Below are 22,441 nucleotides of genomic sequence, written 5' to 3'. Positions count from 1 at the left end.
AAAGCCTACACCGACGGAAAACCCTGACGCCGCAGATGTTCTCGCAGGCGGTGCCTGCCTTTGAGACTGTCGCGGTCGGCGAGGCGCTGGAGGACGGTGGCGATCCAGCCGCTCGAGCGACCGTATTCGGCGTTGTATTCGGTCAGCCGGGCGTCGTAGTCGTCGATCACGGCATCCCCGGCGGCGTCGTAGACGTCGTGGTGCAGGACCGCGCGTTGCGGCAGCCGCGGTTTCACCCCGGCGGATTCGGCCGGGTCGGGCACACCGACCGCCAGCCCGAAGGCGGCGAACACTCGGTCCGGCAGATTCAGCTCGGCGGCGACGCCGTCGGGGTTGTTGCGGATACCGCCCACGAAAACCGTGCCCAGTCCCAGTGATTCGGCCGCGATCACCGCGTTCTGCGCCGCGAGGGACGTATCCACGAAACCGAGGATCGTGGACTCGAGGTATTCGGTCGCGTCGACCGTCGCCTGCCGCGCCGCCGCGAGCCGGGCGATCCGGCCCAGGTCGGCCAGCCACACCAGGAACAGCGGTGCGCGGCGGATGAAATCCTGATCGCCCGCCAGCGTCGCCAGCCGATCGCGGCGCGCCGGATCCCGCACCGCGACGACGCTCCACGCCTGCAGATTCGACGAGGTCGAGGCCGACTGCGCCGCCGCGACGATCGCGGTCAACTCCTCCTCACCCACGGGCTCGTCGAGAAAGGCGCGCACCGACCGGTGCGCGAGCTGCAACTCGATCACCGAGTTGGTCCGCGCCAGCGAGGTCAGTTCCGGATCGCGGTAGCGGCCGCGCACGGGATGCAGGTTCGTCGTCGTCACCCGGACAGTGTGGCGTCCCTCGGCGGCCGAGCTCCATCGTTGCGATCACCGTGCGCCGATGGATCGCCGTCGGAAGTTCACGCGATTCATGGGCCGCCACCAGGCGTTTTGGTTTTCTCCGGACGGTTGCGTAGGGTTGAACCTACCGACGCGGGGTGGAGCAGCTCGGTAGCTCGCTGGGCTCATAACCCAGAGGTCGCAGGTTCAAATCCTGTCCCCGCTACTAGGGAGTGCGGTCCCGGAACCACTGGTTCCGGGGCCGTTTTTCGTCGGTCCGGTGTCGCGCGGAAACGCGTCGCTCGCAGCGCGCGGGAGCCGGTCCGAAGGCGGCGAGCGCGGCCTATGCTCGCACCATGACGCGTGACGCTCGGGATGCGGGTGGGACGGCAAGGGTGTGCCGGGTGGGATCGGCGGGGAGCGCATCGGGCTCGGCATGCGGCTGTTCCATCTCGCCGACGTCGTCGAGGTGCTGCATCGCGAGGCCGGCATCGACGCCGCCGTCGATGCCGCGCAGTCCCGGCGCGGAACCCAGTTCGATCCCGCCGTGGTGGACGCGTTCTGCGCTGACCGCCCCGGCGATTCCCGTCACGGCGCGCATACTGGCCGCGGCCGATACCTGTCGAGCCGCGTCCGAGCCACGCGCCTATCGAGAGGCCCTGTCGCCCAAGCGAATCGCCGCCGAGCTGCGCGCCGAGGTCCGTGCCGGGCGACTCGACGCGGCGGCGGTCGACGCGGTCCTCGACACGGCCGGGCAGCCCCGCGGGCGGCGCCGCTGCGGCCCCGACGGACTCACACCCCGCGAACTCGAAGTCCTCGTCCTCATCGCCCGCGGCGCCTCGGCGCGCGAGGTCGCCCGCGCGCTCGGTATCACGCCGAAGACCGCGGGCACCCATATCGAACGCATCTACGTCAAGACCGGATCGTCCACCCGATCGACCGCCACCCTCTACGCCGTGCAGCACGGCCTGCTGGACACCCGGGCCGCCGACTGAACGTTCCCCGATCAGGGACGCACGGCCCCGGCCGGGATGCCGGGCTCCACGGGCGCGCCGAACCAGGACCTCAGCGCTGTCCGCAGGCCGAGTTCGGCGGTCTCTGCGTGTTCGCCGACCGTCGCCGCCCAGGCTATGTGCGCATCCGGGCGGATGAGGAGGGCGTCGGCGGGCCGATCGGCGGTCTCGGCGGTGCGAATGTCGATGCGGTGCTTCCATTCTCGTGCCGCCGCGCGCAGCTCCGGCCGGTCGGCCAGATCGAGCAGGACCGGGCGCGCGTCCGGCAGCAGTGCGGTGCTGCCTTCGCCGGTGCCGCCTCGGCCGGTGAGCGCAGCCAGGTTCGGCGCGAAAGTACCGGTCAGGGCGTGACCGTTCGGGTTGGGTAGCTCGTAGCGGATGTCGGCGCCGGCGATGAGCGCGCCCATGCGCCGCAGGGGCTGGTCGTCGGTGAGCAGCTCCTGGAAGACCGTTCGGAGCGCTTCGGCGGCCGGGTCGTGCCCACGCCGCAGCGCGACCTGCGCCCGGGTGTGCAGCATGGTCCGCGCCCCCGCGACATACCGTTCGTCGTGGTAGGTGTCCAGCAGCCCGTCCGGCGCCCAGCCCTGGACGTCGGCGGCCAGCTTCCAGGCCAGGTTGACCGCGTCGAGCATGCCGACGTTGAGGGCGACGCCCGTGGCCGGGAACAGATGGGCCGCATCGCCGGCGAGCAGGATCCGTCCGTCGCGGTAGCGTTCGGCCTGCCGGGCTTCGAAGGTGAAACGAGACAGCCGATATGTCTGCGCCACAGGGAGTTCCGCGCCGAGCACACGGTGGATGCTGTCCTGTAGCTCGGCCACGGTCATCGGCATGTCGTCGTCGTATTCGACGGACTCGTCCTCGGTCGTGTAGACCGACAGCACCTCCGATGTGGGTGAGACGCCCAGCCCGAACAGCCCGCGCTCGGTGCGCGTGAAACCCGCCCGGATGATGCCGAACCCGTCGAGGTCGAGGTCGCCGTTGTCCAGCCGGGACACGGAGTCGGGCACCGTGATCTGGGCCAGCCGGTTGACCTCCGGATAGACGGTGCCGGGAAACGGGATTCCGGCCATGTCGCGGACCCCGCTGCGGGCGCCGTCGCAGCCCACCAGGTAGCGGGCGGTCACCCGGTATGTCCCGTCCGGCCCCTGCACCTGCGCGGTGACCGCGTCGGCATCCTGCGTCACGTCCAGCACCCGGTGTCCGCGCCGGATGTCGACGCCGAGTTCACCGGCGCGTTCGCCGAGTAGCCGCTCGAGCTGCTGTTGCGGCAGCGGCAAGGCGTGCATCGGCGATTCGGCGAGCGAGGTCAGGTCGACGTGGACACCGCCGAACGGGAACCGCGGCGCCGGAATCGGATCGGTGCACGCCGATTCGAACCGGTCCAGCAGGCCCCGGTAGCGCAACAATTCGAGAATCTGCCCGCCGAGCCCGCCGGCCTTCGGAGTGTCGCGAGGGCGTGGCTGCCGTTCCAGTACCAGCGGCCGGACTCCGGCCGACCGCAGTTCGGCGGCCAGCATCAGGCCGGTGGGGCCCGCGCCCACGATGATCACGTCGGTATGCATTCCACTCCCAATCCGGGCCGTTTCCGGCCGGTCGAACGATTCGGACACCTGGCACTGCCGTGCGTTACCGCGCCCCGTGCCTGCCGTGCCGGGGCCAGCCGCCCTTGGAATGGGTGACCGTGCGCGGAGGCACGGGACGCGTGCCGAAGCGTCGCTGATCGGCCTGGGCCGGGAAGGTGCTGCGTTGCTTTCGCATATCGGTACCGCCTCAGCTGTAGTACTCTGATCGAAGTGTTTTGAACCGTAGTACTACAGATGGAGTGGTGTCAAGTGGTGCGCACGAATCCGGAACGCCGGCAGGCTCTGCTGGACGCGTCGATCGAGGTCCTGGCCCGGGAGGGGGCCCGCGGGCTGACCTTCCGGGCGGTGGATCAGGAGGCGGGAGTCCCGGCGGGCACGGCGTCCAACTACTTCCCCAACCGGGACGCGCTGCTCGTGCAGGTCGGCAACCGCTATTACGAGCGGCTGATCCCGAGCGAGGAAGCGATGGCGAAATCGCGCGGCCCGCAGACCCGCGAGAGTATGACCGAACTCATGACCGAGGTGGTCGAGCGCGTCTTCCATTTCCGCACCGGCTATCTCGCGATTCTCGAACTGCGGCTGGAGGCCACCCGCCGTCCCGAACTGCAGGCGCTGCTGACCGAGCGAGTCCGCGCGGACCTGGACTTCAACATCGCCAACTTCCGGGAGTCACAGCTGCCCGGCGACGAGGACGCCGTGGTGCTGCTGTATCTCGCCTTGAACTGGCTCATCCTCGAACGGCTCACGCTCCCCGGCATTTTCGACGAGCGGCGGGCGGCGGAACTGGTGCACACGATCGTGGAGCGTGCCATTCCCGCCGCGGGTTGATCGGCATTTGTCGGGAGAACACCCGACGACAGGGACCCGCGTCGCGCCTAGCGTTCCTGGGACGAACCACGCACGAATCGAGGTTTCGCAATGTCGACGACCACACTCGATCTGGCCTCCCGATTGACCGATCTACCGCGGCGACGCGGCTCGGCGCCGTGGCCGGACCACGAATACGTCAAGGGCTGGGGCGTTTTCGGCCTCCCGTTCGACAGCGGCCACGTGCTCGCCCTCCGGGTCTTCCCCGAGAACGACTTCGGCCCCTACGTCACGGTATGGCACCGCGATCCGGAAGGCCGCTGGTCGATCTTCGTCGACGGTGACCGGCTCGAGACCGCCTGCCCCCGCTACTACGGCCCCGCCTGTACCCATACCGGATTCGCCACCATCGCCGTGGCGTGGACCGGTCCGGCCTCACTGCGGGTCACCGTCGACCGGCCGGCTCTGGAATGGACCCTGACCGCATCCGACACGCCGGCACTGCGTGCGCTCAACGCCGCCGGGAAGCGTATGCCGCTGATCACCTGGCGGTGGCGTCCACTGGTCCGTGCTCGGGAGAAGGCCGCTGCCGCACTGGGTTTGGGCCGGCTCCGGATGACCGGCGTGATGCCCAGCGGGCACACGGGAACGCTCATGCCCCAGCAGCTGTATTTCGTGGCGCGGTCGTCGGCGCTCCCGCCACCCGGCGCTCGCCGTTGTTGCGTTCCTGCCATCGGCGGTAGACGTCGACCGCATCGGCGCGGGGTTCGTGGCGCATCGGCAGCCGGCGCTCATCCCACGGACGTGCGAATTCGTCGTAGAAGGTGTTGAGCTCGAAGTACTTCCGGTCGTCGACGTAGTGCGGCGCGTAGGCCTCGCGGGTGGTGAGGAAGACGACCTCGTCGGGGGAGCAGTAGTACAGCGCGCCCAGGCACATCGGACAGGGCAGGGCGAGGATGTAGATCGTGGTTCCGGTCAGATGTTCGGTGCCGAGGGTGGTGCAGGCCTGGCGGATCGCGAGGATCTCCGCGTGTGCGGTCGGGTCCGAGGTCTGCGCGACCAGGTTGGGGCTCTCGGCGAGAATCTCCCCGTCCTTGACGATGACCGTCGCGAACGGCCGGCCGCCCTCCTCGACGTTGCGGCGGGCCAGATCGATGGTGCGTTGTGCGAAATCCATGGCACTCCTGGGTGAGTCGTGTTCGGGAAGTGAGTGTTCAGAAGGGCTTGGTGGGCAGGTACTTGCCGTCCAGCGTGATCACGGCGCGTTCGCCGCCCTCCGGATCGGGCACCTTGCGCACGTCGAGCTCGAAGTTGATGGCGCTGATGATGCCGTCGCCGAACTGCTCGTGGACCAGCGCTTTGAGCGTGGTGCCGTACACCTGCAGCATTTCGTAGAAGCGGTAGATCGTCGGATCCGTCGGCACGCCGCCCGGAATCGACCCGCGGGTGGGGATGGTCTGCAGCAGCGCCGCCGCGTCGTCGCCCAGCCCGAGCAGCTCGGCCACGGCCTCCGCGGCCTGTTTCGGCAGGGGATGCTGCCCGAGGATCGCCGCGGTGACGAAGGCCGTCGAATAGCCGGCGGTGTCGGCGATCTGCTGCCAGGTGAGATCCTTGGCGATCTTGGCCTCGACCGCCGTCGCGGCCAGCGCCTGACGCGCGGCCGGATCGAATTGTGCGTGCACCATAGGGTTTTCCTCTCTTTCGGCCGCCGTCATGCACGGCGGCGCGGGGGTTTCAGGCGGCCAGGGTCCGGTCGGATCCCGCCGGGTCGATCACGGTGACGGTGCCGGTACCGATGTCGAAGACCCAGCCTTCGACGGTGACGGCTCCGGTCGACAAGGCCCGCGCCACCGCCGGGTGGGTGGCCAGATTCGCTTGCTGAGCAACGACGTTCGCGCGGATCAGCGACGCGATCGCCGCCGAGCCCGGGCGGGCCGCGGCGGCATCGGCATGGCGCAGCCACGCGGCGACGGTGGGCATCGTGCTGAGATCGTGGCGTTCGGCCAATGCCGTCATCGCCCCGCAGCCGGAGTGCCCGCACACCACGATGCGTTCGACGCCCAGCACCGCGACGGCGTATTCGATACTGGCCGCCACGCCGTCGGACCCCGGCCCGTACGCGGGGACGAGATTGCCCGCGGTGCGCACGACGAACAGCTCACCGGGTTCGCTACTGGTGATCAGTTCGGGCACGACACGTGCGTCGGAGCATCCGATGAACAGGGTGCCGGGCGTATGCGTCGTGGTGAGCTGGGCGAACAACTCCGCCTTGGCGGGGAAGACGGCGTCGCGGAAGTGCGTGACGCCGGTGGTGAGGTCATGCATGAAGCGCTCCGTTCGGAGTGGCTGGGGACTGAGACCAGCCTGCATGACCTGTAGCTATAGGGTCCAATACTTGTATCGGATCGTAACCATAGTTCGAATCAATAGTCTCGGGCGATCGCATGGACCGCGCCGGTGAACGCGCGGGCGGCGGCCGAGTGGTAGGCGGTGTGGCGGCGCAGCAACTCCACCGTGCGGATCGGCAGGGGAGGGTTCAGGGGGATCGGGTGCAGATCGGCCTGTGCCCGCGTGATCGCGTCGGGCAATACCGTGGCGAGCGATCCGCGCCGGACGAATTCCAGCAGCGCGCTGATCGAATTCGCCTCGACCGCGATATCCGGAGCGACGCCGCATTCGTCGAAGTATCGGTCGATGTGCAGGCGGGTGGCGAAGTCCGCACTCAGCAGCCCCAGCGGGACGCCGGCCAGCGCCCCGGCCGACAGTGGTTGCGCGGCAGTGGCGAACGGATGGTCCGAGCCGACGACCAGGCCGAGTTTTTCGGTGAACAGCGCGGTGTGCTCGACTCCCGCGGCGTGCGCGCCGGCGAAGGCGATTCCGAGATCGAGCCGGTCGGCGAGCAGATCCGCCTCGATCGCATCCTGGGTCGTCTCGCGAATGGTGAGGCTGATCCCCGGATGCTCGGAACGGAAGCGGTGCACGAGCGGACCGATCAGATAGGCGGTGAAGGTCGGCGTCGTCGCCACCCGCAGATGGCCGCGGGACAGATCCTGAACGTCGTGCACCGCGCGTTCGCCGGCCTCCAGATCGCGCAGTGCGAGCCGGGCGTGGCGCGCATACGCCTGCCCGGCATCGGTCAGCCGGACCGTGCGGCCGGAGCGGTCGAGCAGTACCACGCCCAGCATCCGCTCGAGCTGTTTGATCTGCTGCGACAGCGTCGGCTGTGAGATGTGCAGCGATTCCGCGGCACGGGTGAAGTTGCCGTGGTCGGCGACGGCCAGCAGATACCGGATGTGGCGCAACTCCATCGGCCAACTATAGGTCGCGCCAATGACGATGATGGGGAGAGTGTCTTGGACACTATCGCCGCTGTTCTGCATGCTGGCGAGGGAACGCGCGCAGCCGATCGAAGCGAGGACAGCGATGCAGCACGACAACGACCACCTGCGCCGGGCGATCGCCTTGGGCGAGGAAGCCGGCCGCCGGGGCAACCGCCCCTTCGGCGCCGTGATCGTGGCCGCCGACGGGACGACGGTCGCCGAGGGCCGCAACGAGGTCGCCGCATCCGGTGTGGTCACCGCACATGCCGAACTCGGCGCCCTCACCGCCGCGGGCCCGTCCGCCGATCTCGTCGGCGCGACCGTCTACGCCGGCGGCGAACCGTGCCCGATGTGCAGCGCGGCGCTCGTCTGGGCCGGCGTCGCCCGTATCGTCTTCGCCGCCGCGGAGGCGGATTTCGCCGCGATCATCGGCGGACATCCGCGGTTCGCCCTCGGCTGCGCGGAGGTCGTCGGAGCCAGTGACGCGGAGATCGCCGTCTCGGGACCGCATCTGGGGGAGGAGGCGCTGGTCCCGTTCCGGCGCTATGCCGAAACCGCCGGCCCGACACCGTGATTCACATGATCGCTCAGCGTGCCCACTCCACCCAGTGGCGATTCGCGGTGAACACCACCGACGTCGAGTGGTGGTAATTCCGGGCGTTCAGCTGTGCGTCGATATCGGCGCGGACGGCGTCGAAGGATTCGACGGTGCGCTCGGTGGTCCGGGGACCGACGACGAAGGCGAGTTCCAGATCGAGGCGGCTGCCCACGGTGGAGGCGCGAACGAACGATGCGGCGAAGTCGTGGTCGGCGCGGACCCGGTCGCACAGCCGCTCGACGTCGGTGACCACCGAATGCGGGGCGGCCATGGTGAGAATTTCGCGAAAGGCGGAGCGGAACAGCCGGATCGGGATCCAGAGGTAGGCCAGGGACACGATGATCACCAGCGCGGGGTCGACGTAGCGCGCGATGTCGTCGCGGCCGGCGGCCTCCAATGCCACCGCCGCGCCGAATCCGGCCAGGGTGATCAGGCTGAAGGCGGCATCGCCGCCCCATTCGGCGGCCTCCGCCCGGACCAGCCCCGAACCGGAGCGTCCGGCATGCCACAACACCAGCGCCACCAGCACACTGAGCAGTGACGCGGTGATCGCGTACGCCAGCGCGGAGACGGCCGAGACGGCCCGGCCGCCGTGCAGGATCTCCCGCACGGCGTTCACCGATCCGTAGACGCACAGTCCGCCCAGGGCGGTCGAGCGGACCACGATGGCGACCGGCTCCCAGGTCTCGCGCCCCCACGGATACGACGCGTCGGCCCCCTTCGCGACGGTCCGCTGCGCCGCCACCGACACCGCCGAAAGTGCAATGCCCACAAGGGAATACAGTCCGTCGAACACGATCATCTGCGATCCCGCGGCCAGCCCCCACGCCAGCGAGACCACCACGAACACCACCGAGGCCCACATCGAGAACACGAGCGCGCGCATGTGCTCACGCTACGACCTGGCTGTCACCGGCGGACCGATTCGCCCCGGGAACGGGCAGGTGTCGGTGGCCCGCGGTCATTTCCCGGAAATCATCGATTGACGAGGTTTTGTTAGCCGCCTAATGTTTATCGATAGGCGGCTAACGATTGGAGTGAAATGATACTGGTAACCGGTGCGACCGGGCATATCGGCCGAGAGCTCGTGGCCGAACTCGACAGAACGGGTGTGGCGATGCGCTTGTTCGTCCGGGACCCGGCGCGTGCCGCCGATCTCCCGTCCGCCGCCGAACGGGTGGTCGGCGACCTGACGGACCCGGCGGCGTTGCGGGCGGCGTGCGAGGGGATCGACTCGCTGTTCCTGCTCGTTCCGGGACTGGCGGTGGAGCCCGCGCGGCATGCGGTGGTGGCGGCGCGGCACGCCGGGATCCGGCATGTCGTGCTGGTGTCGTCGTACAACGTGCTGGGTGATCCGATGCCGGCGATGGGGCGCTGGCACCACGAACGAGAGCAGATCGTCGGTGGCTCGGGCATGTCCGCGACGATCCTGCGTCCCGGCGGCTTCATGACCAACGCGCTCGAGTGGGCGCCGGATATCCGTGCCGGCCGGCCCGTGTTCGATCCCACCGGCCCCGGCCGCTACGCGCCGATCGACCCCGCCGATATCGCGGCGGTGGCGGCGATCGCGCTCACCCAGCCGGGGCACGACACCACCTACTGCCTCACCGGCGAGCAGACTTTCACCATCGCCGAGCAGGTCGCGGTGCTGGCCGACGCGATCGGCCGCCCGATCGCGGTCGAGACCGCCACCACCGCCGAGGAGGCCGTCCGCTCCCGCTATCCCCAGGGGGCGCCACCGGCCCTGGCGGAAGCGATCCTGGAGGGATTCACGCTCATGCGCGCCGACACCGTCGGCCTGCGGACCGACACGGTGCGGCGCCTGCTCGGTCGCGCGCCGCGAACCTTCGCCGACTGGTGCGGCCGCAACCGTGACCGATTCCGTTGACGGACAACGGTTTCGGCGCCGCGAACGCAGTGGGGGCTACGACGGCGAGTTCGTTCGCGAGCCCGCGGCATTCGGGCGCAGCCGCCCCCGCATCTCGCTGGTGAGGACCGCCGCGGTATCGCGCAACGCCTCGATGAACGCCTGCGTCGCAGCCGCGGCCGCTGCGCTGGCTTCATATCGGGTCGCTGCGCTGGGTTCCTCTCGAGTCGCTGCGCGCCGTACCACTCGGGTGGGGCGCACCGCCGCCGGGTGATCGATCCTGACCAACGCGCGGCTGCTCGAGGTGACCGAATACTGTGACACCGCCCTGGTCGAGCGAGTTCTCGAACCCCTGCGCTGAGTGCACCCGCCCGGCGGCCGGGCGATACGGGGCCGTGCCGCCGCTCCGAGATTCAGGATTCGATCAACGCGTATATCGACGCCGGTGACCCCGAGCCGCCCGCGGTGACGAATCCGCCCACGACGACGGTGAAGCCGCGGTCCGGCAGATCCCCCAGGTGGGCGAGGATCTCGAGGCTGAGGCGGTGTTCGCGGTACAGCAGCTTCGAAACCCGGAAGGTGTCGTCGATGCCGATATCGGGACTGAAGGCGTCGGTGCCGAGGGCGCCGCGCCGGCCGAGTACGCCGTGGTCGAGCAGCCAGTGCACCGCCGCCACCGAGAAGCCTGGGTGATGTATGCGGCCCTGCGGATCGACCGACGCGAAATCGTCGGTGCCCCAGTGTCTTTCCCACCCGGTGCGCAGGAGGACAGCGGCCTCGGCGGGGAAGGCGCCGTGCCGGTCCTGCCATTCGAGCAGATCATCGACCGTGAGCGCGTAGTCGCGGTCGTGTTCCGCTCGCGCGCTGATATCGATGCGGACGCCGGGCAGGACGAAATCCCCGGGAGTGAGCCGATCGGCCGTCGCCGCACCGGCGGTGAAGTGAGCCGGTGCGCCCCAATGGGTTCCGGTGTGTTCGCCGACGGTGACCGCCTGCAGATGGAAGCCGTGTTCGTCGAGTGTGGCGATGGTGTCGATCCGCGGCGCGGGATCGCCGGGGAACACCGACACGACCTCGGCGGACAGGGGATGCGACAGGTTCAGCACGGCCGAATACGCCATCGGTTCGCCTCCCGTGTGGACACTACCCGGACGAGATCTCGCGATTCCGCGCCGGCGCCGATGTGCCGGCGCGGAACCCGCTGAAACTATCGCAGGTACACCGGAACCGAGATGTGCCCGTTGGAGATGAAGCTGCCCAGGGGGTTCAGCTCGGACGGATCGACCGCGAGCCGCAGATCCGGGAAGCGGTCGAACAGCGCCGGCAGCGCGATCGAGGCCTCCATCCGCGCCAGGGGAGCGCCCAGGCAGTGGTGCGCACCGTGGCCGAAGGCGAGGTGTTCCTTGTTCGCGCGGTGTACGTCGAACTCGGCGGCGGTCTCGCCGTGCACCTTCGGATCGCGGCATGCCGCACCGTAGGAGGCCAGAATCGCCTCACCCTTCGGAATCCGGATCTCGCCGACCTCGATGTCCTCGACGGCGTATCGCAGCGGCAGATGCGCGACCGGCGCCTGATAGCGCAGCGTCTCCTCGACCAGCTCCGCCCACGGCACCCGGCCCTCGGTCACATCGGCACGCTGATCCGGATGGCTGAGCAGCGCCACGATGGCCTGGTCGATCAGGTTGAGCGTGGTCTCGTGGCCGGCGTTGATCACCAGCATCAGGGTGTCGACGAGTTCGGTCTCCGAGAGCTGGGCGCCGTCCTCGTTGCGGGTCGCGATCAGCACACTGGTGATGTCGTCGCCCGGATTCTCCCGCCGGAACGACACCAATTCACCGATCAGGCGGCCCATTTCGATGAAGTTCGCCTGCGCCTGCTCCGGTGTGAACGAGGTGTCGAAGAAGCCGTCGACACAGGCGTGGATGGCCGAGTCCAGATGGTCGGGCACGCCCAGCAGTTCGCTGATCACCCGGATCGGCACCGGGTAGGCGTAATTCGGGCGCAGGTCCACGACCTCGCCCGGCGCGGTCGCGCTCAACCGTTCGAGCAGATCCGCCACGATCGCCTCGATCCTCGGGCGTATCGCGGTGGTGCGGCGATGCGTGAACGCCGGGGCGACCAGTTTGCGCAGCCGCCGATGCTCGGTTCCGTACGCGGTGAACATGTTCTGCGCCGCCACCCACGGTTGCAGCGGCCACGACTCGTTGATGTCACCGTTGATGTAGGCCGACCAGTGCTGACGCGGATCCTTCGACACTCGCGGATCCGACAGCAGATTCTTCAGCACGACCGCATCGGTCACCGACCAGGCCGGCACTCCGCCCGGCAACTCCACCAGCGCCACGGGACCGCGTTCCCGGATGCGCTCGTTCTCGGCCTGGATATCGGCGCCGGTCAGATCGAGCACCAGTGGTTCCTGCTTCATCGGAAGCTCCTTACACCAGATTCAACGGAGGAGATGCGGGGAAGGTGACCGGCAGCGCTGCCATCGCACGGTGGAACGGGCCGGGACGCCAGGTGATTTCGCTCGGCTCGACGGCCAGGCGCATCTCCGGCAGCGCGTCGAGCAGCTGGTCGATCGCGTCCTGCACCACCAGGTACGCCACCGAACGGGCCGGGCAGGCGTGCGGGCCGGCGCTCCAGGCCAGATGCGAGCGGTTGCCGGTGCGGTCGCCGCCGGCGATGACCGGATCGTTGTTGCACGCGGACAGGCTGATGACGACCGGCTGATGCGCGGGCAGCCAGGCGTTGTCGATCAGGATGGGCTGGCGCGGATAGCTGATCGAGAAGTTCGCCATCGGCGGATCCTTGAACAACACCTCGTCCAGCGCGTCGCGGGTGGAGAGACTGCCGCCGAGCATGCCGCCGCCGAACCGGTCGTCGGTGATCATCAGCAGCAGGGTGTTGGCGATCAGGTTCTGCTGGGGCTCGATGCCCGCACCGTAGAAGCTGATCAGGTTGTAGAGCATCTCCTCGTCGCTGAGGTTGGCCGGGTGGTGGGCCAGCCGCGAGGTGACGTCGTCGCCGGGGTCGGCGCGGCGCAGGTGGATCAGCTCCATCAACGCCTGGCTCAGATGTTCCATACCCCAGGCCGCGTTCACGGTGTCGAACAGCGCCGCCATACCGGTGGCCACTCGCTGACCCAGCTCGGCCGAACATCCCACCATGCGGTTCAGCGATTCGAAGACCAAGGGGAAGGCGTACTGCGACACCAGATCCGCCGATCCGGCCTCACAGAAGCTGTTGATCAGCGGGATCGCGATCTTCTCCACCGTGCTGTGCAGCGCGTGCAGGTCGATGCCGTCGACGGCCGCCGTATACGCCTGCCGGTAGCGCAGGTGGACATTGCCGGCATTGCGCAGCGCGTTCGGATACCACTGCATCATCGGCCGCACCGGGCAGTCCTCGGGAATCGTGTCCTGCCACGCCCGGGGGTCGGCCGGGAAGTGTTCGGGATCGTTGAGGATTCGCAATGCGGTGTGGTAGCCGATCACCAGCGTGGCCGGGACGCCGGGAGACAGCTCGATCGGGACCAGCGACCCGTAGCGACGGCGCATCTCCCGATACGTGCCGTGCGGATCGGCGGCGAATTCCGGTGTGTCCAGCAGAATCCGGGGGCCGTCGGTGTCGACCGGGGAGCCCATGTGCTGGACCGGGCAGGTGGCGGGACCGCCCGCGCCGGGTAGTGCGGACAGTGCAGAACGTGGTGTGGTCAAAAGATGTGACTCCAGAGAATGAACTGTCGAGCGCGACGAAGAATTCCGCTGTCGGTATGGTCCTACAGCGTCACCCCACATCTGTTGTAGGACAAGAGGCTTGGTTAGCCGCCCGGCCGGACATCCGTAACCGGACTGTCGACCAGGGTAGCAGGAACGTACCGAACTCTCCGTCGGTCTTCCACTCTCGGCGCACCGGTGCGGGGCGGGCCGGTGAACCACCGTGAAACACCTTGTGAGCGGGCATATTCACACCGGTTCCGCAGAACTGTCGGTCCGGTGTGTTTGCATACCACCATGACGAGCACCGATCTGCTGGCAGACGCCTTCGGGCGGATCAAGGAGAACGTGCACGGCGCGGTCGCCGGGCTCACTCAGGAGGAACTGGCCGCGCGGCTGGACCCGGGGGCCAATTCCATCGCCTGGCTGATCTGGCATCTGACCCGCGTGCAGGACGACCACATCGCCGATGTGGCCGGCACCGAACAGGTGTGGACGACGGCCGGCTGGTCGCGCCGCTTCGACCTGCCCTTCGACGAGTCAGCCACCGGGTACGGCGACGATCCGGAGGAGGTGGCGGCCCTCGACGGTGTCTCGGCCGAATTGCTGCTGGGCTATCACGACGCCGTGCACGACCGCACCGTCGAGTACGTCCGCACCCTCACCGACGCCGACCTGCCGCGGATCGTCGACACTCGCTGGGATCCGCCGGTGACCCTCGGCGTGCGGCTGATCAGCGTGGTCGACGACGACATCCAGCATTCCGGGCAGGCGGCGTTCATCCGCGGGGTGCTGCTGCGCCGCCGCTAGCGCCGGTACAGGGTCACCGGAATCGCCGACGGCGAGAGGACGAAGTCCCGGTTCGAGGCTCGCACGACGTAGGCCGGGTCCGGCTCGGGCCGCCATCGCGCCAGCAGCGCCGCCGAGGCGAGCGTGATCTCCAGCAGCGCGAAGTGGTCGCCCAGGCAGCGCCGGCGACCGACTCCGAAGGACAGGTTCGCCTGCTTGTCGATCTCCGCGACGCGGACGGGTGACCAGCGGTCGGGATCGAAGGCCTCCGGATTCGGGAAGTGGCGCGGGTCGTGCTGGACCAGATACGGGCTGAACATGATGGCGGTGCCGTCGGGAATGGTGAGTCCGCCGACGGTCACCGGCCCGGACGCGTTCCCGGCGCTGATCCACGGCCCCCAGAACCGAAGAGTCTCCGAGACAACCTGTTTCAGGTAGACGAGCTCGCCGATGTGTTCCGCGCGGACCGGTCCGACGCCCACCACATCGTCGAGTTCGGCTCGCACCCGTTCGGCGATATCGGGCCGCCGCATCACCTCGTGCCACAGCCAGCCGGTGAGCGAGGCCATCGATCCCACTCCGCCGGCCAGCATCAGAATGGCCTCGTCGATGATGTGGTCGTCCGACAGTCGCGCGCCGGTCTCGGGATCGGTGTGGCGGATCAACGCCGACACCACGTCGTTGAAATCCTCGTCGCGGCGGCGGTACTCGGTGATCGCGGCGCCGATCGCGGCCCGCAGGTGGCGCGCCTTGCGCTCCCAGCGCCGATTCGCGATCACCCGCAGGCGGCGGATCTGGGGCGGCAGGGCGGTGCGCAGAATGACCTGGCTCAGCAGCCACGGCACGTTGTCGCGAATCCGGTGCCGGGCCGCCGCGCTGAATTCGGCGGTGAACAGGGTCGAGGACACGGTGTCGAGGATCAGGCCGTGCGCCTCGTCCATCAGGTCGACCCGGCCTCCGGCGGGCAGTGCGGCCGACCAGGTGTCGGCCAATTCGGCCGCGGTGACCGTGTATTCGGCGAGCCGGCTCTGCCGCAGTGCGGGCGCGATCATGCGCCGCCGCAGTTTGTGTTCGGCGCCGCGCAGCACGTTCACCGAACCGCCGGCCACATCGGCGATCGCTTCCCGCAGATCGTCGCGATTCAATTCCGCGTCGCCGAGGCCGACTTCGCGCACCAGCTCCGGCGTGGTCAGCACATAGCCGGTCTTGCGGCCGAACCGGATGCGCACGATCGGGCCGAGTTCGGCGAGCGAGGTCACGAAACCCGGTGCGTCGCGCAGGGCGCGCAGGCTGTGACCGATCAGCGGCAGGGCGCCGGGCGCGGTGGGCACGTCGGACAGCCGTTGTGGCACCGGTCGCTGTGCGGCGGGCTCGATGTCGGCCTGGGCCTGCCGATAGACCTCGACGATCGCGTCGATGCGGCCGGACTGTCGCACCGAATCGCGATGACGGGTCATCTCGGTACGCATCGCGAGCAGCCTGTCGCGGTCGGTCGCCAGCACGCCGATCGCCTCCGCCAAGGCCGCGGGGGAGGCATCGCCGGCGCGCAGACCGCCGCCCGCCGGAACGGATTCGGTCAGGTCCGGATCGCAGTACAGCACGGGCAGGCCGGTGGCGATCGCTTCGAGCAGCACCATGCCCTGGGTGTCGAAACCCCACGACGGAAACAGCAGCACGTCCGCGGCGGCCATGGCGTCGAGGCACTGCTGCTGAGAAACCCTGCCGTGCAGCGTGATCCGATCCGAGAGACCGTGTTCGGCGATTACCGCGGCGGCGCGGGCGGACAGTTCGCCCTCGCCGTACACGTCGAGAAGGCAGTCCGGGACGCGCCGCACCGCCTCGATCGATTCGAGCAGTCGCTTCTCCGCCGAGAGCCGCCCGCACCAGATCAACCGCAGCGGAGCGTCGATGTCGCGTGCGGCCGGGGCGCGCTGATCGTCGAACAGTGCCTCGTCGACGCCGTTGGAGACCACCCGGATCGGGCGGGTGAGGCCGTGGTCGAGCAGCAGATCCGCGAAATGGCGAGTCGGTGCGATGACCCGGTCGGCGGCCTGCCCCTGGCCCACGATGGTGTGCCACGCGTGCCGGGCCGCCCGGCTCTGCGCGCCCCGCGGCATCCGCGTGGGATGGATGACGAAGCGGCCGTGCAGGATTCGCAGCGCCAGCGCCGAGAGGTAGGGCGCCGGTGCGGTGTGCTCGATGAAGGCGTCGTCGCGGCTCTGCGCGGTGTGCACCAGCGGAATGCGATGCCGCCGTGCGGCTTTCATCCCCGCGATCGCCACACCGTAGGTGGTGTGGGTGTGGACGAGATCGACGGGACCGCGGGCGGCGAAGGCGGCATCGATCAGCGCGGCGTTGCGCGCGGTCGGCAGCACCATCGGGAACCCGTTCACCACCGCGCCGGCCAGGGGAGCCAGCTCGACCACCCCGTCATCCGACGGCATCGCCGCGCCCGACAGTGGCGCCACGAACAGCGTCACCCGATGTCCGGCGCGTTCCAGGCCGTGGCGCAATGCCGCCACCGCGGTCTGCACCCCGCCCAGCGTCGCCGGGTGATAGTCCATGAACATGGCGATGTGCACGCCCGGCACGTTACCCACGCGCCCGGTTGTTCGATATCCCATAGTGTCCCCATCGGGTTTCTCGGCCGAAAGTGTTGCGCTCTCGGAAAAAGGGGAGATAACTCGACATGAGAATCGCCATTCCGCTGACCGGCACCCGCGGCGACGTGCAACCGGTGCTGGCCCTGGGGCTGGAATTGCGGCGCCGCGGCCACGACGTGGTGCTGGGCGCACCGCCGAATCTGGTCGATTTCGCCACCTCGGCGGGGCTCGCCGCGCGCGCCTGCGGGCCCGATGTGCAGCAGCTCTACAGCTCCGAGGAGGGGCAGCGGGCCCTCGCCGCGGGCAATACGCTGCGGCTGATGCAACTGGTCGCCCGGCAGATGGCCGACTATGCCGATCGGATGAACCGCGAGGTGGTCGAGGTGTGCGCGGGCGCCGACCTGATCGTGGCGAGCACCGTCACCGAGGACCGGGCCTGCTCGGTCGCCGAGGCGATGGATGTGCCGCTGGTGAGCCTGCACTACTACCCGGCGCGGGCGAACGGGGCCTACCCCTTTCCGGGCGCGCTGCCGGCGAGTTGGGCGCCCCCCGCGCCGGTGAATCGCGCGACGTGGGCCGTGGCGGAGAATCTGCGGCGCATCGTGTTCATGCGCTATCTGAACGATCTGCGCGGCATGCTCGGACTGCCGAAGTCGCGGGCGAGTATCGCGGCGGTGCTGGCGCGGCGGCGGGTCCCCGAAGTGCAGATCTACGATCCGGCGCTGGTGCCCGGGCTACCGGCACAGTGGGACGGCCGGCGCCCGTTCACCGGATTCCTGACCCTGGATCAGGACACCCGGCACGCGGTCGGCGAACTCGGCGACGACCACACCGACATCCTGTCCTGGGTGCACGCGGGGGAGGCGCCGGTGTTCTTCGGATTCGGCAGTATGCCGATCAGCGATCCCGCCGCCGTGCTGGCCATGGTGCGCGAGGTGTCGCGACGGCTCGGTGTGCGGGCATTGGTCAGTGCCGGCTGGAGCGGTATGGAAACCGCTCGTACACAGGGTGATTCGACGGTGAAGGTGGTCGGCCCGTTCGCCTACGACCTGGTGTTCCCGTACTGCGCGGCCGCGGTCCATCACGGCGGGATCGGCACGTTGTTCGAGAGTCTGCGCGCCGGCCTGCCGACGCTGGTGTGTTCGGTGTCGTTCGAACAGCCGATGTGGGGCGGGCAGGTGGACCGGCTCGGACTCGGCGCCCATCTGCGTTTCACCGACCTCACCACCGAACGCCTTGTTCGCGGCGTCACCACACTGCTGGAACCCGAACGCCGCGCTCGCGCAGAGGAATTCGCCGTGACTTTGCGCACCGAGGGCGCCGCCGCGCATGCCGCCGATATCGTCGAGGCGGCAGCACGGTGAGGACGATCGCCGCGGATTCGGCGGTGATGTTCCGCCGGTGCGCCCGGCACACCCTGCGCAGCCCGGACACGCTGATCATCTCGCTGCTCATGCCGATCCTGGTGATGATGCTGTTCACCTACGTCTTCGGTGGCGCGATCGACGTCGGCGGTTCCTACCTCGACTACGTCGTGCCCGGAATCATGTTGTTGTGCACCGGATTCGGCGCGTCCATCACCGCGACCGCGGTCTCGGCGGATATGACCAGAGGCAGTATCGACCGGTTCCGGACGCTGCCGATGTTCCGGCAGGCGATCCTCGCGGGGCACGTCGGCGAGGGCGTGGCGCGCAATCTCGCCGCCATCGCGATCGCGGTGGCCGTGGCCGTACTGCTCGGCTATCGCCCGCACGCGGACGCGCTGGGCTGGCTGGGGGCACTGGCCATGATCGTGCTGTTCGTGGTGGCGATCTGCTGGATCGCGGTGGCGCTGGGACTGGTGGCGAAGAATCCCGAAGCGGCCGGAGGGATGACCTACGCGATCATGTTCATCCCCTACATCAGCAGCGCGTTCGTGCAGACCTCCACCATGCCCGGCTGGCTGCGCGGCTTCGCCGACTATCAACCCGCCACACCCGTGGTCGACACCGTGCGCGGCCTGCTGAATTCGAGCGGTACCGGCGGCAGCGCCGCATCGGCTCTCGTCTGGTGTGCGGGCCTCGCGGTACTCGGATTCGCCGCGGCCGGTGCGATATTCGATCGGCTCTCCCGGCGATAGCCGACCACGGTTCGCCCCGCCCCGGTACCGGTGCCCAATGCCTCAGCGTCGCGGCGGCGCGGTCAGATCCAGCTGAGCACCCGCGGTGGCGTCCAAGGTCGCCATGCACATCCGCAGCACTTCGTCGCGCGAAATACGTTGATGGGCAAGCCATTCGACGGCCACCTCGCGAATGAAGGCGATCCATCCGGTCAGCGCCGCGGCGGCCACCTCGCGCGTGTGCCCCGTGGCGCCACAGGCGTCGAGGACGCGCTCGCACAGGGCGTTCAGGTCCTCGACCACCGGCCCGCGTACGGCCGGATCGGCGGCCCAGGTGGTGCGGTTGGCGATGAGAACCAGCGGAACGTGGGCACGGTAGAAGTCCAGATGCGCCACCAGGCTCCGGTAGACGGCGGTGCGAACCGGCTCGTCGGGGTCGATACGCAGTTCGGCGAGCAGTCGATCGTGCGCCCGTTTCCAGATGGCCGCGAAGAACTCTCCCTTGGTGGGGAAGTAGTGGTACATCAGGGCGCGGGAGGCGCCGGCGGCCTACCGTGGAGCTTATTCAACAACCGTCTAATAGGGGTCGGCATGCGACGACTGCTGCAGATCTGGCTACTGGTGTTCGGGCTCGCGTGTACGGGAATCGCGCTGACGCACTTGGTATTCGGTACCGCCAGCATCATCGGCGGCGGGCCGGTGAACGCCACCGTCGATTCCGATATGCGCTTCTACGCGGTCGTGTTCGGCGCCTACGGCCTGGCCGTGGCGTGGTGTGCGCGTGATGTGGAGCGCCGAGGGCCGGCGATCAACGCACTCGGCGCCGTCTTCTTCGCCGGCGGACTCGCCCGCATGCTGGCATGGGCGGTGAGCGGGGAGCCCAATTGGTTCTATGTGCTCATGACGCCGGTGGAACTGCTGATTCCGGTACTGAACTACGTTTTGGTGCGGGCGGTGTGCGTCGGCCGTGGGCCGGACGACGGCCGCGGATCCGGCGTCGGGTCTCTCGGCGTGGCGCCGGCGATACGGCGAGAAGGGACCGGATAGCCGCGGCCGGTTCGCGTGGCTCAGTGCGGGCCGCGGTTGTCACCCGCGAGCCGGCCGCGCCGGATCAACGCTCGTTTGGCGCCCGGCGCGATCGGCGGCAGCGGCGCCTCCGAATCCGGTTCCGGCTCAGCGGGATTGGGCCGGACGAACAAGGTGACCGAGGCGGCCGGACTGAATCCGCTTCGGGTCATCAACGTGGCCGAGGCGGTGTTGCTCTGCTCCACGTCGGTCACGATGCGCCGGGCTCCCCGCGCGAACAACGCCTCCGAACAGATATCCACCAGTCGCCGCGCCAGTCCGCGCCCCTGCATATCCGGTGCCACCGCGATCCATTCGAGGTATCCCCAGTCGTCCCGGAGTTCGAATTCCATGGACCCGAGCACGAATCCCACCACCCGATCCGAATCCAATGCCACCCAGCAGGCGTTGTCCGCCGAATCGAGGTGCTCGGCCACCGACGTCAAGGACCACGACGTGTAGGGCTTGACGTCGGTGTCGAACACCTCGTGACCCAGGTCCAATACCTGCCGCAAATGCCCCAGACCCATGGGCACGATCACCGCATCGCTGTCCATTCGCCCAGTTTGCCAGAGGTGTGCCGGGCGGCCGGAGTGTGCACTCAGCCGTTGGGCTGATTCGGAGCGCCGTCCATCGGCGGTGCCATACCGGGGCCGCCGCCCTGTCCCGGAGCCGCGCCACCCGGACCGGGACCGTTCTGCCCCGGATCACCGCCCTGCGCCATCCCGCCGAAGCGGCTGGACCGTCCCGTGCGGCCATCCGTCCGACCGGATTCGGTGCCGCTCGTGATCGCCGTCGCGGTCGCGGTCCCGTTCACCTCCGTGCCCTGAATGCGCACGGTGTCACCGACTTTCACCGCCGAATGCTGGGTGCTGCCGGAAATCGTGTAGGTCTGGCTGAAGTTGTCGGCGCTCTTGGCGGTGATCGAGGTGTCCGAGACCGCGGTCACCGTGCCCGTCTGGGTGATCTCGGTGGTGTAGCCGCCGTTGCCGTCGGAGATCACGAACTGGCCGTGCAGGCTCGCGCCCGTCATGCCCATACCGCCGGGACCCGACGCATTGCGCCCGCCACCCCAGCTGGTCCCGGGGCCGCCCGGCCCGCCCGGCCCGCCCGGCCCGCCGTGCTCACTGCCGCTGGAATGGGTGGCCGCGTAGACGACGCCGCCCCCGGCCGCCGCGATCGCCGCGGCGATGCCGACCGCGGCCAGCGACTTCTTCGTCGACCAGGTGGCGGCCGGCTGGGTCTGCGGTGCGCCCCAGGTGTGTTCCGGCCCGGCCGGCGGCTGTGGGGTGGACTCCGTCATCGCGTACTCCTTGTCGTCGAAGACGATCGCGGGCCGTCGATGCCGCGATCGCGTTGCTCGGTCAACCCTGCGGTGCGAAGCTGGGTCTGCGCTGTGGACTCGTTCGGTACTCGCTGTGGTGCGCGGGTCACGACCGCCGCACTCACAGCCGACCCCCAGACATGGCACAGCGGACGCATAGCAGCCGTCCCCAGACTGGGGTCATGACCAGCACGAACACCCCGGCCGAGCGCGTCGTGATGCGCCGCGCGGACGGCAGCCCCGTGACCGTCCTCGTCGTCGACGACGAACCGGTGCTCGCGGAAATGGTGTCGATGGCGCTGCGCTACGAAGGCTGGCAGGTCGTCACCGCCGCCGACGGTCGCACTGCGGTCACCGCCGCCCGCGAGAACCGCCCCGACGTGGTGGTTCTCGACGTGATGCTGCCCGATATGACCGGACTCGAGGTGCTCGCGAAGCTGCGCCGCGATCTGCCGTATCTGCCGGTGCTGCTGCTGACCGCGAAGGATTCGGTCGAGGACCGCATCGCCGGGCTCACCGCCGGCGGCGACGACTACGTCACCAAACCGTTCAGCATCGAAGAGGTGGTCCTGCGCCTGCGTGCGCTGCTGCGCCGCACCGGCATCACCACCGTCGACAACGACGCTCAGATCGTGGTGGGTGATCTGATGCTCGACGAGGACAGCCACGAGGTGACACGCGCGGGCGAGCCGATCACCCTGACGTCCACGGAATTCGAACTGCTGCGCTATTTCATGCGCAACCCCCGCCGCGTGCTGAGCAAGGCGCAGATCCTGGACCGGGTCTGGAGCTACGACTTCGGCGGACGCTCCAATATCGTCGAGCTCTATGTCTCCTATC

General features: G+C 68.9%; 23 protein-coding genes and 1 tRNA gene. 10 read left to right on the top strand and 14 right to left on the bottom strand.

What is annotated here, in order from left to right:
* Positions 1 to 5: 5 nt before the first annotated feature.
* Positions 6 to 821: an NADPH-dependent oxidoreductase gene (locus ON23_RS32270; RefSeq protein WP_373282267.1), complete on the bottom strand. Its 816-nt coding sequence runs from the start codon at positions 819 to 821 to the stop codon at positions 6 to 8.
* Positions 822 to 970: 149 nt separating this feature from the next.
* Here ON23_RS32270 and ON23_RS32265 point away from each other — a divergent pair.
* Positions 971 to 1,044, top strand: a tRNA-Met gene (locus ON23_RS32265).
* A gap of 280 nt (positions 1,045 to 1,324) precedes the next feature.
* On the top strand, positions 1,325 to 1,813 hold the full coding sequence (locus ON23_RS32260; RefSeq protein WP_051043651.1) for a response regulator transcription factor: 489 nt from the start codon (positions 1,325 to 1,327) through the stop codon (positions 1,811 to 1,813).
* Positions 1,814 to 1,824: 11 nt separating this feature from the next.
* Here the strand turns inward: ON23_RS32260 and ON23_RS32255 are convergent, their stop codons facing one another.
* Positions 1,825 to 3,393, bottom strand: a complete 1,569-nt coding sequence (locus ON23_RS32255) for an FAD-dependent monooxygenase (RefSeq protein ID WP_051043650.1) — start codon at positions 3,391 to 3,393, stop codon at positions 1,825 to 1,827.
* A 270-nt stretch (positions 3,394 to 3,663) separates the two neighbouring features.
* Here ON23_RS32255 and ON23_RS32250 point away from each other — a divergent pair, with 270 nt between their 5' ends.
* Positions 3,664 to 4,242, top strand: a complete 579-nt coding sequence (locus tag ON23_RS32250; protein WP_039783068.1) for a TetR/AcrR family transcriptional regulator — start codon at positions 3,664 to 3,666, stop codon at positions 4,240 to 4,242.
* A 631-nt stretch (positions 4,243 to 4,873) separates the two neighbouring features.
* Here ON23_RS32250 and ON23_RS32245 read toward each other — a convergent pair.
* From ON23_RS32245 to cynR, 4 genes are all read right to left on the bottom strand, one after another.
* Positions 4,874 to 5,398, bottom strand: a complete 525-nt coding sequence (locus ON23_RS32245; protein ID WP_039783054.1) for a nucleoside deaminase — start codon at positions 5,396 to 5,398, stop codon at positions 4,874 to 4,876.
* A 37-nt stretch (positions 5,399 to 5,435) separates the two neighbouring features.
* A complete protein-coding gene (cynS, locus tag ON23_RS32240) occupies positions 5,436 to 5,906 on the bottom strand; it encodes a cyanase (RefSeq protein WP_039783052.1) in 471 nt (156 codons plus the stop codon).
* A 49-nt stretch (positions 5,907 to 5,955) separates the two neighbouring features.
* On the bottom strand, positions 5,956 to 6,546 hold the full coding sequence (locus tag ON23_RS32235) for a carbonic anhydrase (RefSeq protein WP_039783050.1): 591 nt from the start codon (positions 6,544 to 6,546) through the stop codon (positions 5,956 to 5,958).
* Between the two features lie 98 nt (positions 6,547 to 6,644).
* Positions 6,645 to 7,529, bottom strand: a complete 885-nt coding sequence (gene cynR, locus ON23_RS32230) for a transcriptional regulator CynR (RefSeq protein WP_039783048.1) — start codon at positions 7,527 to 7,529, stop codon at positions 6,645 to 6,647.
* Between the two features lie 115 nt (positions 7,530 to 7,644).
* Between cynR and ON23_RS32225 the strand changes: the two genes are divergently transcribed.
* Entirely contained in the window at positions 7,645 to 8,115 is a 471-nt protein-coding gene (locus ON23_RS32225) for a nucleoside deaminase (RefSeq protein WP_039783046.1), read from the top strand.
* A gap of 13 nt (positions 8,116 to 8,128) precedes the next feature.
* On the opposite strand, the gene ON23_RS32220 is transcribed toward ON23_RS32225, so the two are convergent.
* On the bottom strand, positions 8,129 to 9,025 hold the full coding sequence (locus ON23_RS32220; protein ID WP_039783044.1) for a cation efflux transmembrane domain-containing protein: 897 nt from the start codon (positions 9,023 to 9,025) through the stop codon (positions 8,129 to 8,131).
* Positions 9,026 to 9,181: 156 nt separating this feature from the next.
* On the opposite strand from ON23_RS32220, the gene ON23_RS32215 reads away from it, so the two are divergent.
* The gene (locus ON23_RS32215) at positions 9,182 to 10,027 is read left to right on the top strand and encodes an NAD(P)H-binding protein (protein ID WP_039783042.1); all 846 of its coding nucleotides are present in this window, start codon (positions 9,182 to 9,184) and stop codon (positions 10,025 to 10,027) included.
* 392 nt (positions 10,028 to 10,419) lie between these two features.
* Here the strand turns inward: ON23_RS32215 and ON23_RS32205 are convergent, their stop codons facing one another.
* The 3 genes from ON23_RS32205 to ON23_RS32195 form a co-directional block, all read right to left on the bottom strand.
* The gene (locus ON23_RS32205; protein WP_039783038.1) at positions 10,420 to 11,127 is read right to left on the bottom strand and encodes a cyclase family protein; all 708 of its coding nucleotides are present in this window, start codon (positions 11,125 to 11,127) and stop codon (positions 10,420 to 10,422) included.
* An 86-nt stretch (positions 11,128 to 11,213) separates the two neighbouring features.
* Complete coding sequence (locus ON23_RS32200; RefSeq protein ID WP_039783036.1) at positions 11,214 to 12,431, bottom strand: cytochrome P450 family protein; 1,218 nt, start codon at positions 12,429 to 12,431, stop codon at positions 11,214 to 11,216.
* Between the two features lie 10 nt (positions 12,432 to 12,441).
* Positions 12,442 to 13,650: a cytochrome P450 family protein gene (locus ON23_RS32195; RefSeq protein ID WP_051043649.1), complete on the bottom strand. Its 1,209-nt coding sequence runs from the start codon at positions 13,648 to 13,650 to the stop codon at positions 12,442 to 12,444.
* Between the two features lie 369 nt (positions 13,651 to 14,019).
* On the opposite strand from ON23_RS32195, the gene ON23_RS32190 reads away from it, so the two are divergent.
* Positions 14,020 to 14,532: a mycothiol transferase gene (locus ON23_RS32190; RefSeq protein ID WP_039783035.1), complete on the top strand. Its 513-nt coding sequence runs from the start codon at positions 14,020 to 14,022 to the stop codon at positions 14,530 to 14,532.
* Here ON23_RS32190 and ON23_RS36580 read toward each other — a convergent pair.
* A complete protein-coding gene (locus ON23_RS36580) occupies positions 14,529 to 17,111 on the bottom strand; it encodes a cytochrome P450 (protein WP_245556248.1) in 2,583 nt (860 codons plus the stop codon). The genes ON23_RS32190 and ON23_RS36580 overlap by 4 nt on opposite strands.
* Before the next feature lie 89 nt (positions 17,112 to 17,200).
* Here ON23_RS36580 and ON23_RS32180 point away from each other — a divergent pair, with 89 nt between their 5' ends.
* Both ON23_RS32180 and ON23_RS32175 read left to right on the top strand, forming a co-directional pair.
* Complete coding sequence (locus ON23_RS32180) at positions 17,201 to 18,478, top strand: glycosyltransferase (protein WP_039783033.1); 1,278 nt, start codon at positions 17,201 to 17,203, stop codon at positions 18,476 to 18,478.
* Between the two features lie 26 nt (positions 18,479 to 18,504).
* Entirely contained in the window at positions 18,505 to 19,233 is a 729-nt protein-coding gene (locus ON23_RS32175) for an ABC transporter permease (protein WP_039783064.1), read from the top strand.
* 42 nt (positions 19,234 to 19,275) lie between these two features.
* Here ON23_RS32175 and ON23_RS32170 read toward each other — a convergent pair whose 3' ends face one another.
* Positions 19,276 to 19,737 carry a TetR/AcrR family transcriptional regulator gene (locus tag ON23_RS32170; RefSeq protein WP_174376538.1) on the bottom strand — a complete coding sequence of 154 codons (462 nt, stop codon included), beginning with the start codon at positions 19,735 to 19,737 and terminating at the stop codon, positions 19,276 to 19,278.
* A gap of 66 nt (positions 19,738 to 19,803) precedes the next feature.
* On the opposite strand from ON23_RS32170, the gene ON23_RS32165 reads away from it, so the two are divergent.
* Positions 19,804 to 20,259 (top strand): DUF4345 domain-containing protein, encoded by a 456-nt coding sequence (locus ON23_RS32165; protein WP_063821381.1) that lies wholly within the window; start codon positions 19,804 to 19,806, stop codon positions 20,257 to 20,259.
* A 20-nt stretch (positions 20,260 to 20,279) separates the two neighbouring features.
* Here the strand turns inward: ON23_RS32165 and ON23_RS32160 are convergent, their stop codons facing one another.
* Together ON23_RS32160 and ON23_RS32155 are read right to left on the bottom strand one after the other, a co-directional pair.
* Positions 20,280 to 20,834: a GNAT family N-acetyltransferase gene (locus tag ON23_RS32160; protein ID WP_039783031.1), complete on the bottom strand. Its 555-nt coding sequence runs from the start codon at positions 20,832 to 20,834 to the stop codon at positions 20,280 to 20,282.
* A 44-nt stretch (positions 20,835 to 20,878) separates the two neighbouring features.
* Entirely contained in the window at positions 20,879 to 21,580 is a 702-nt protein-coding gene (locus ON23_RS32155) for a hypothetical protein (protein WP_051043648.1), read from the bottom strand.
* Positions 21,581 to 21,819: 239 nt separating this feature from the next.
* Here ON23_RS32155 and ON23_RS32150 point away from each other — a divergent pair.
* The coding region (locus ON23_RS32150; RefSeq protein WP_051043653.1) for a response regulator transcription factor at positions 21,820 to 22,441 on the top strand (622 nt) is incomplete at its 3' end.

It is taken from the genome of Nocardia cerradoensis NBRC 101014, assembly GCF_000308535.1.
Lineage (GTDB): Bacteria > Actinomycetota > Actinomycetes > Mycobacteriales > Mycobacteriaceae > Nocardia > Nocardia cerradoensis.
The sequence above is the reverse complement of the archived record's forward strand: the minus strand, read 5'-3'. Positions and strand labels throughout refer to the sequence as shown.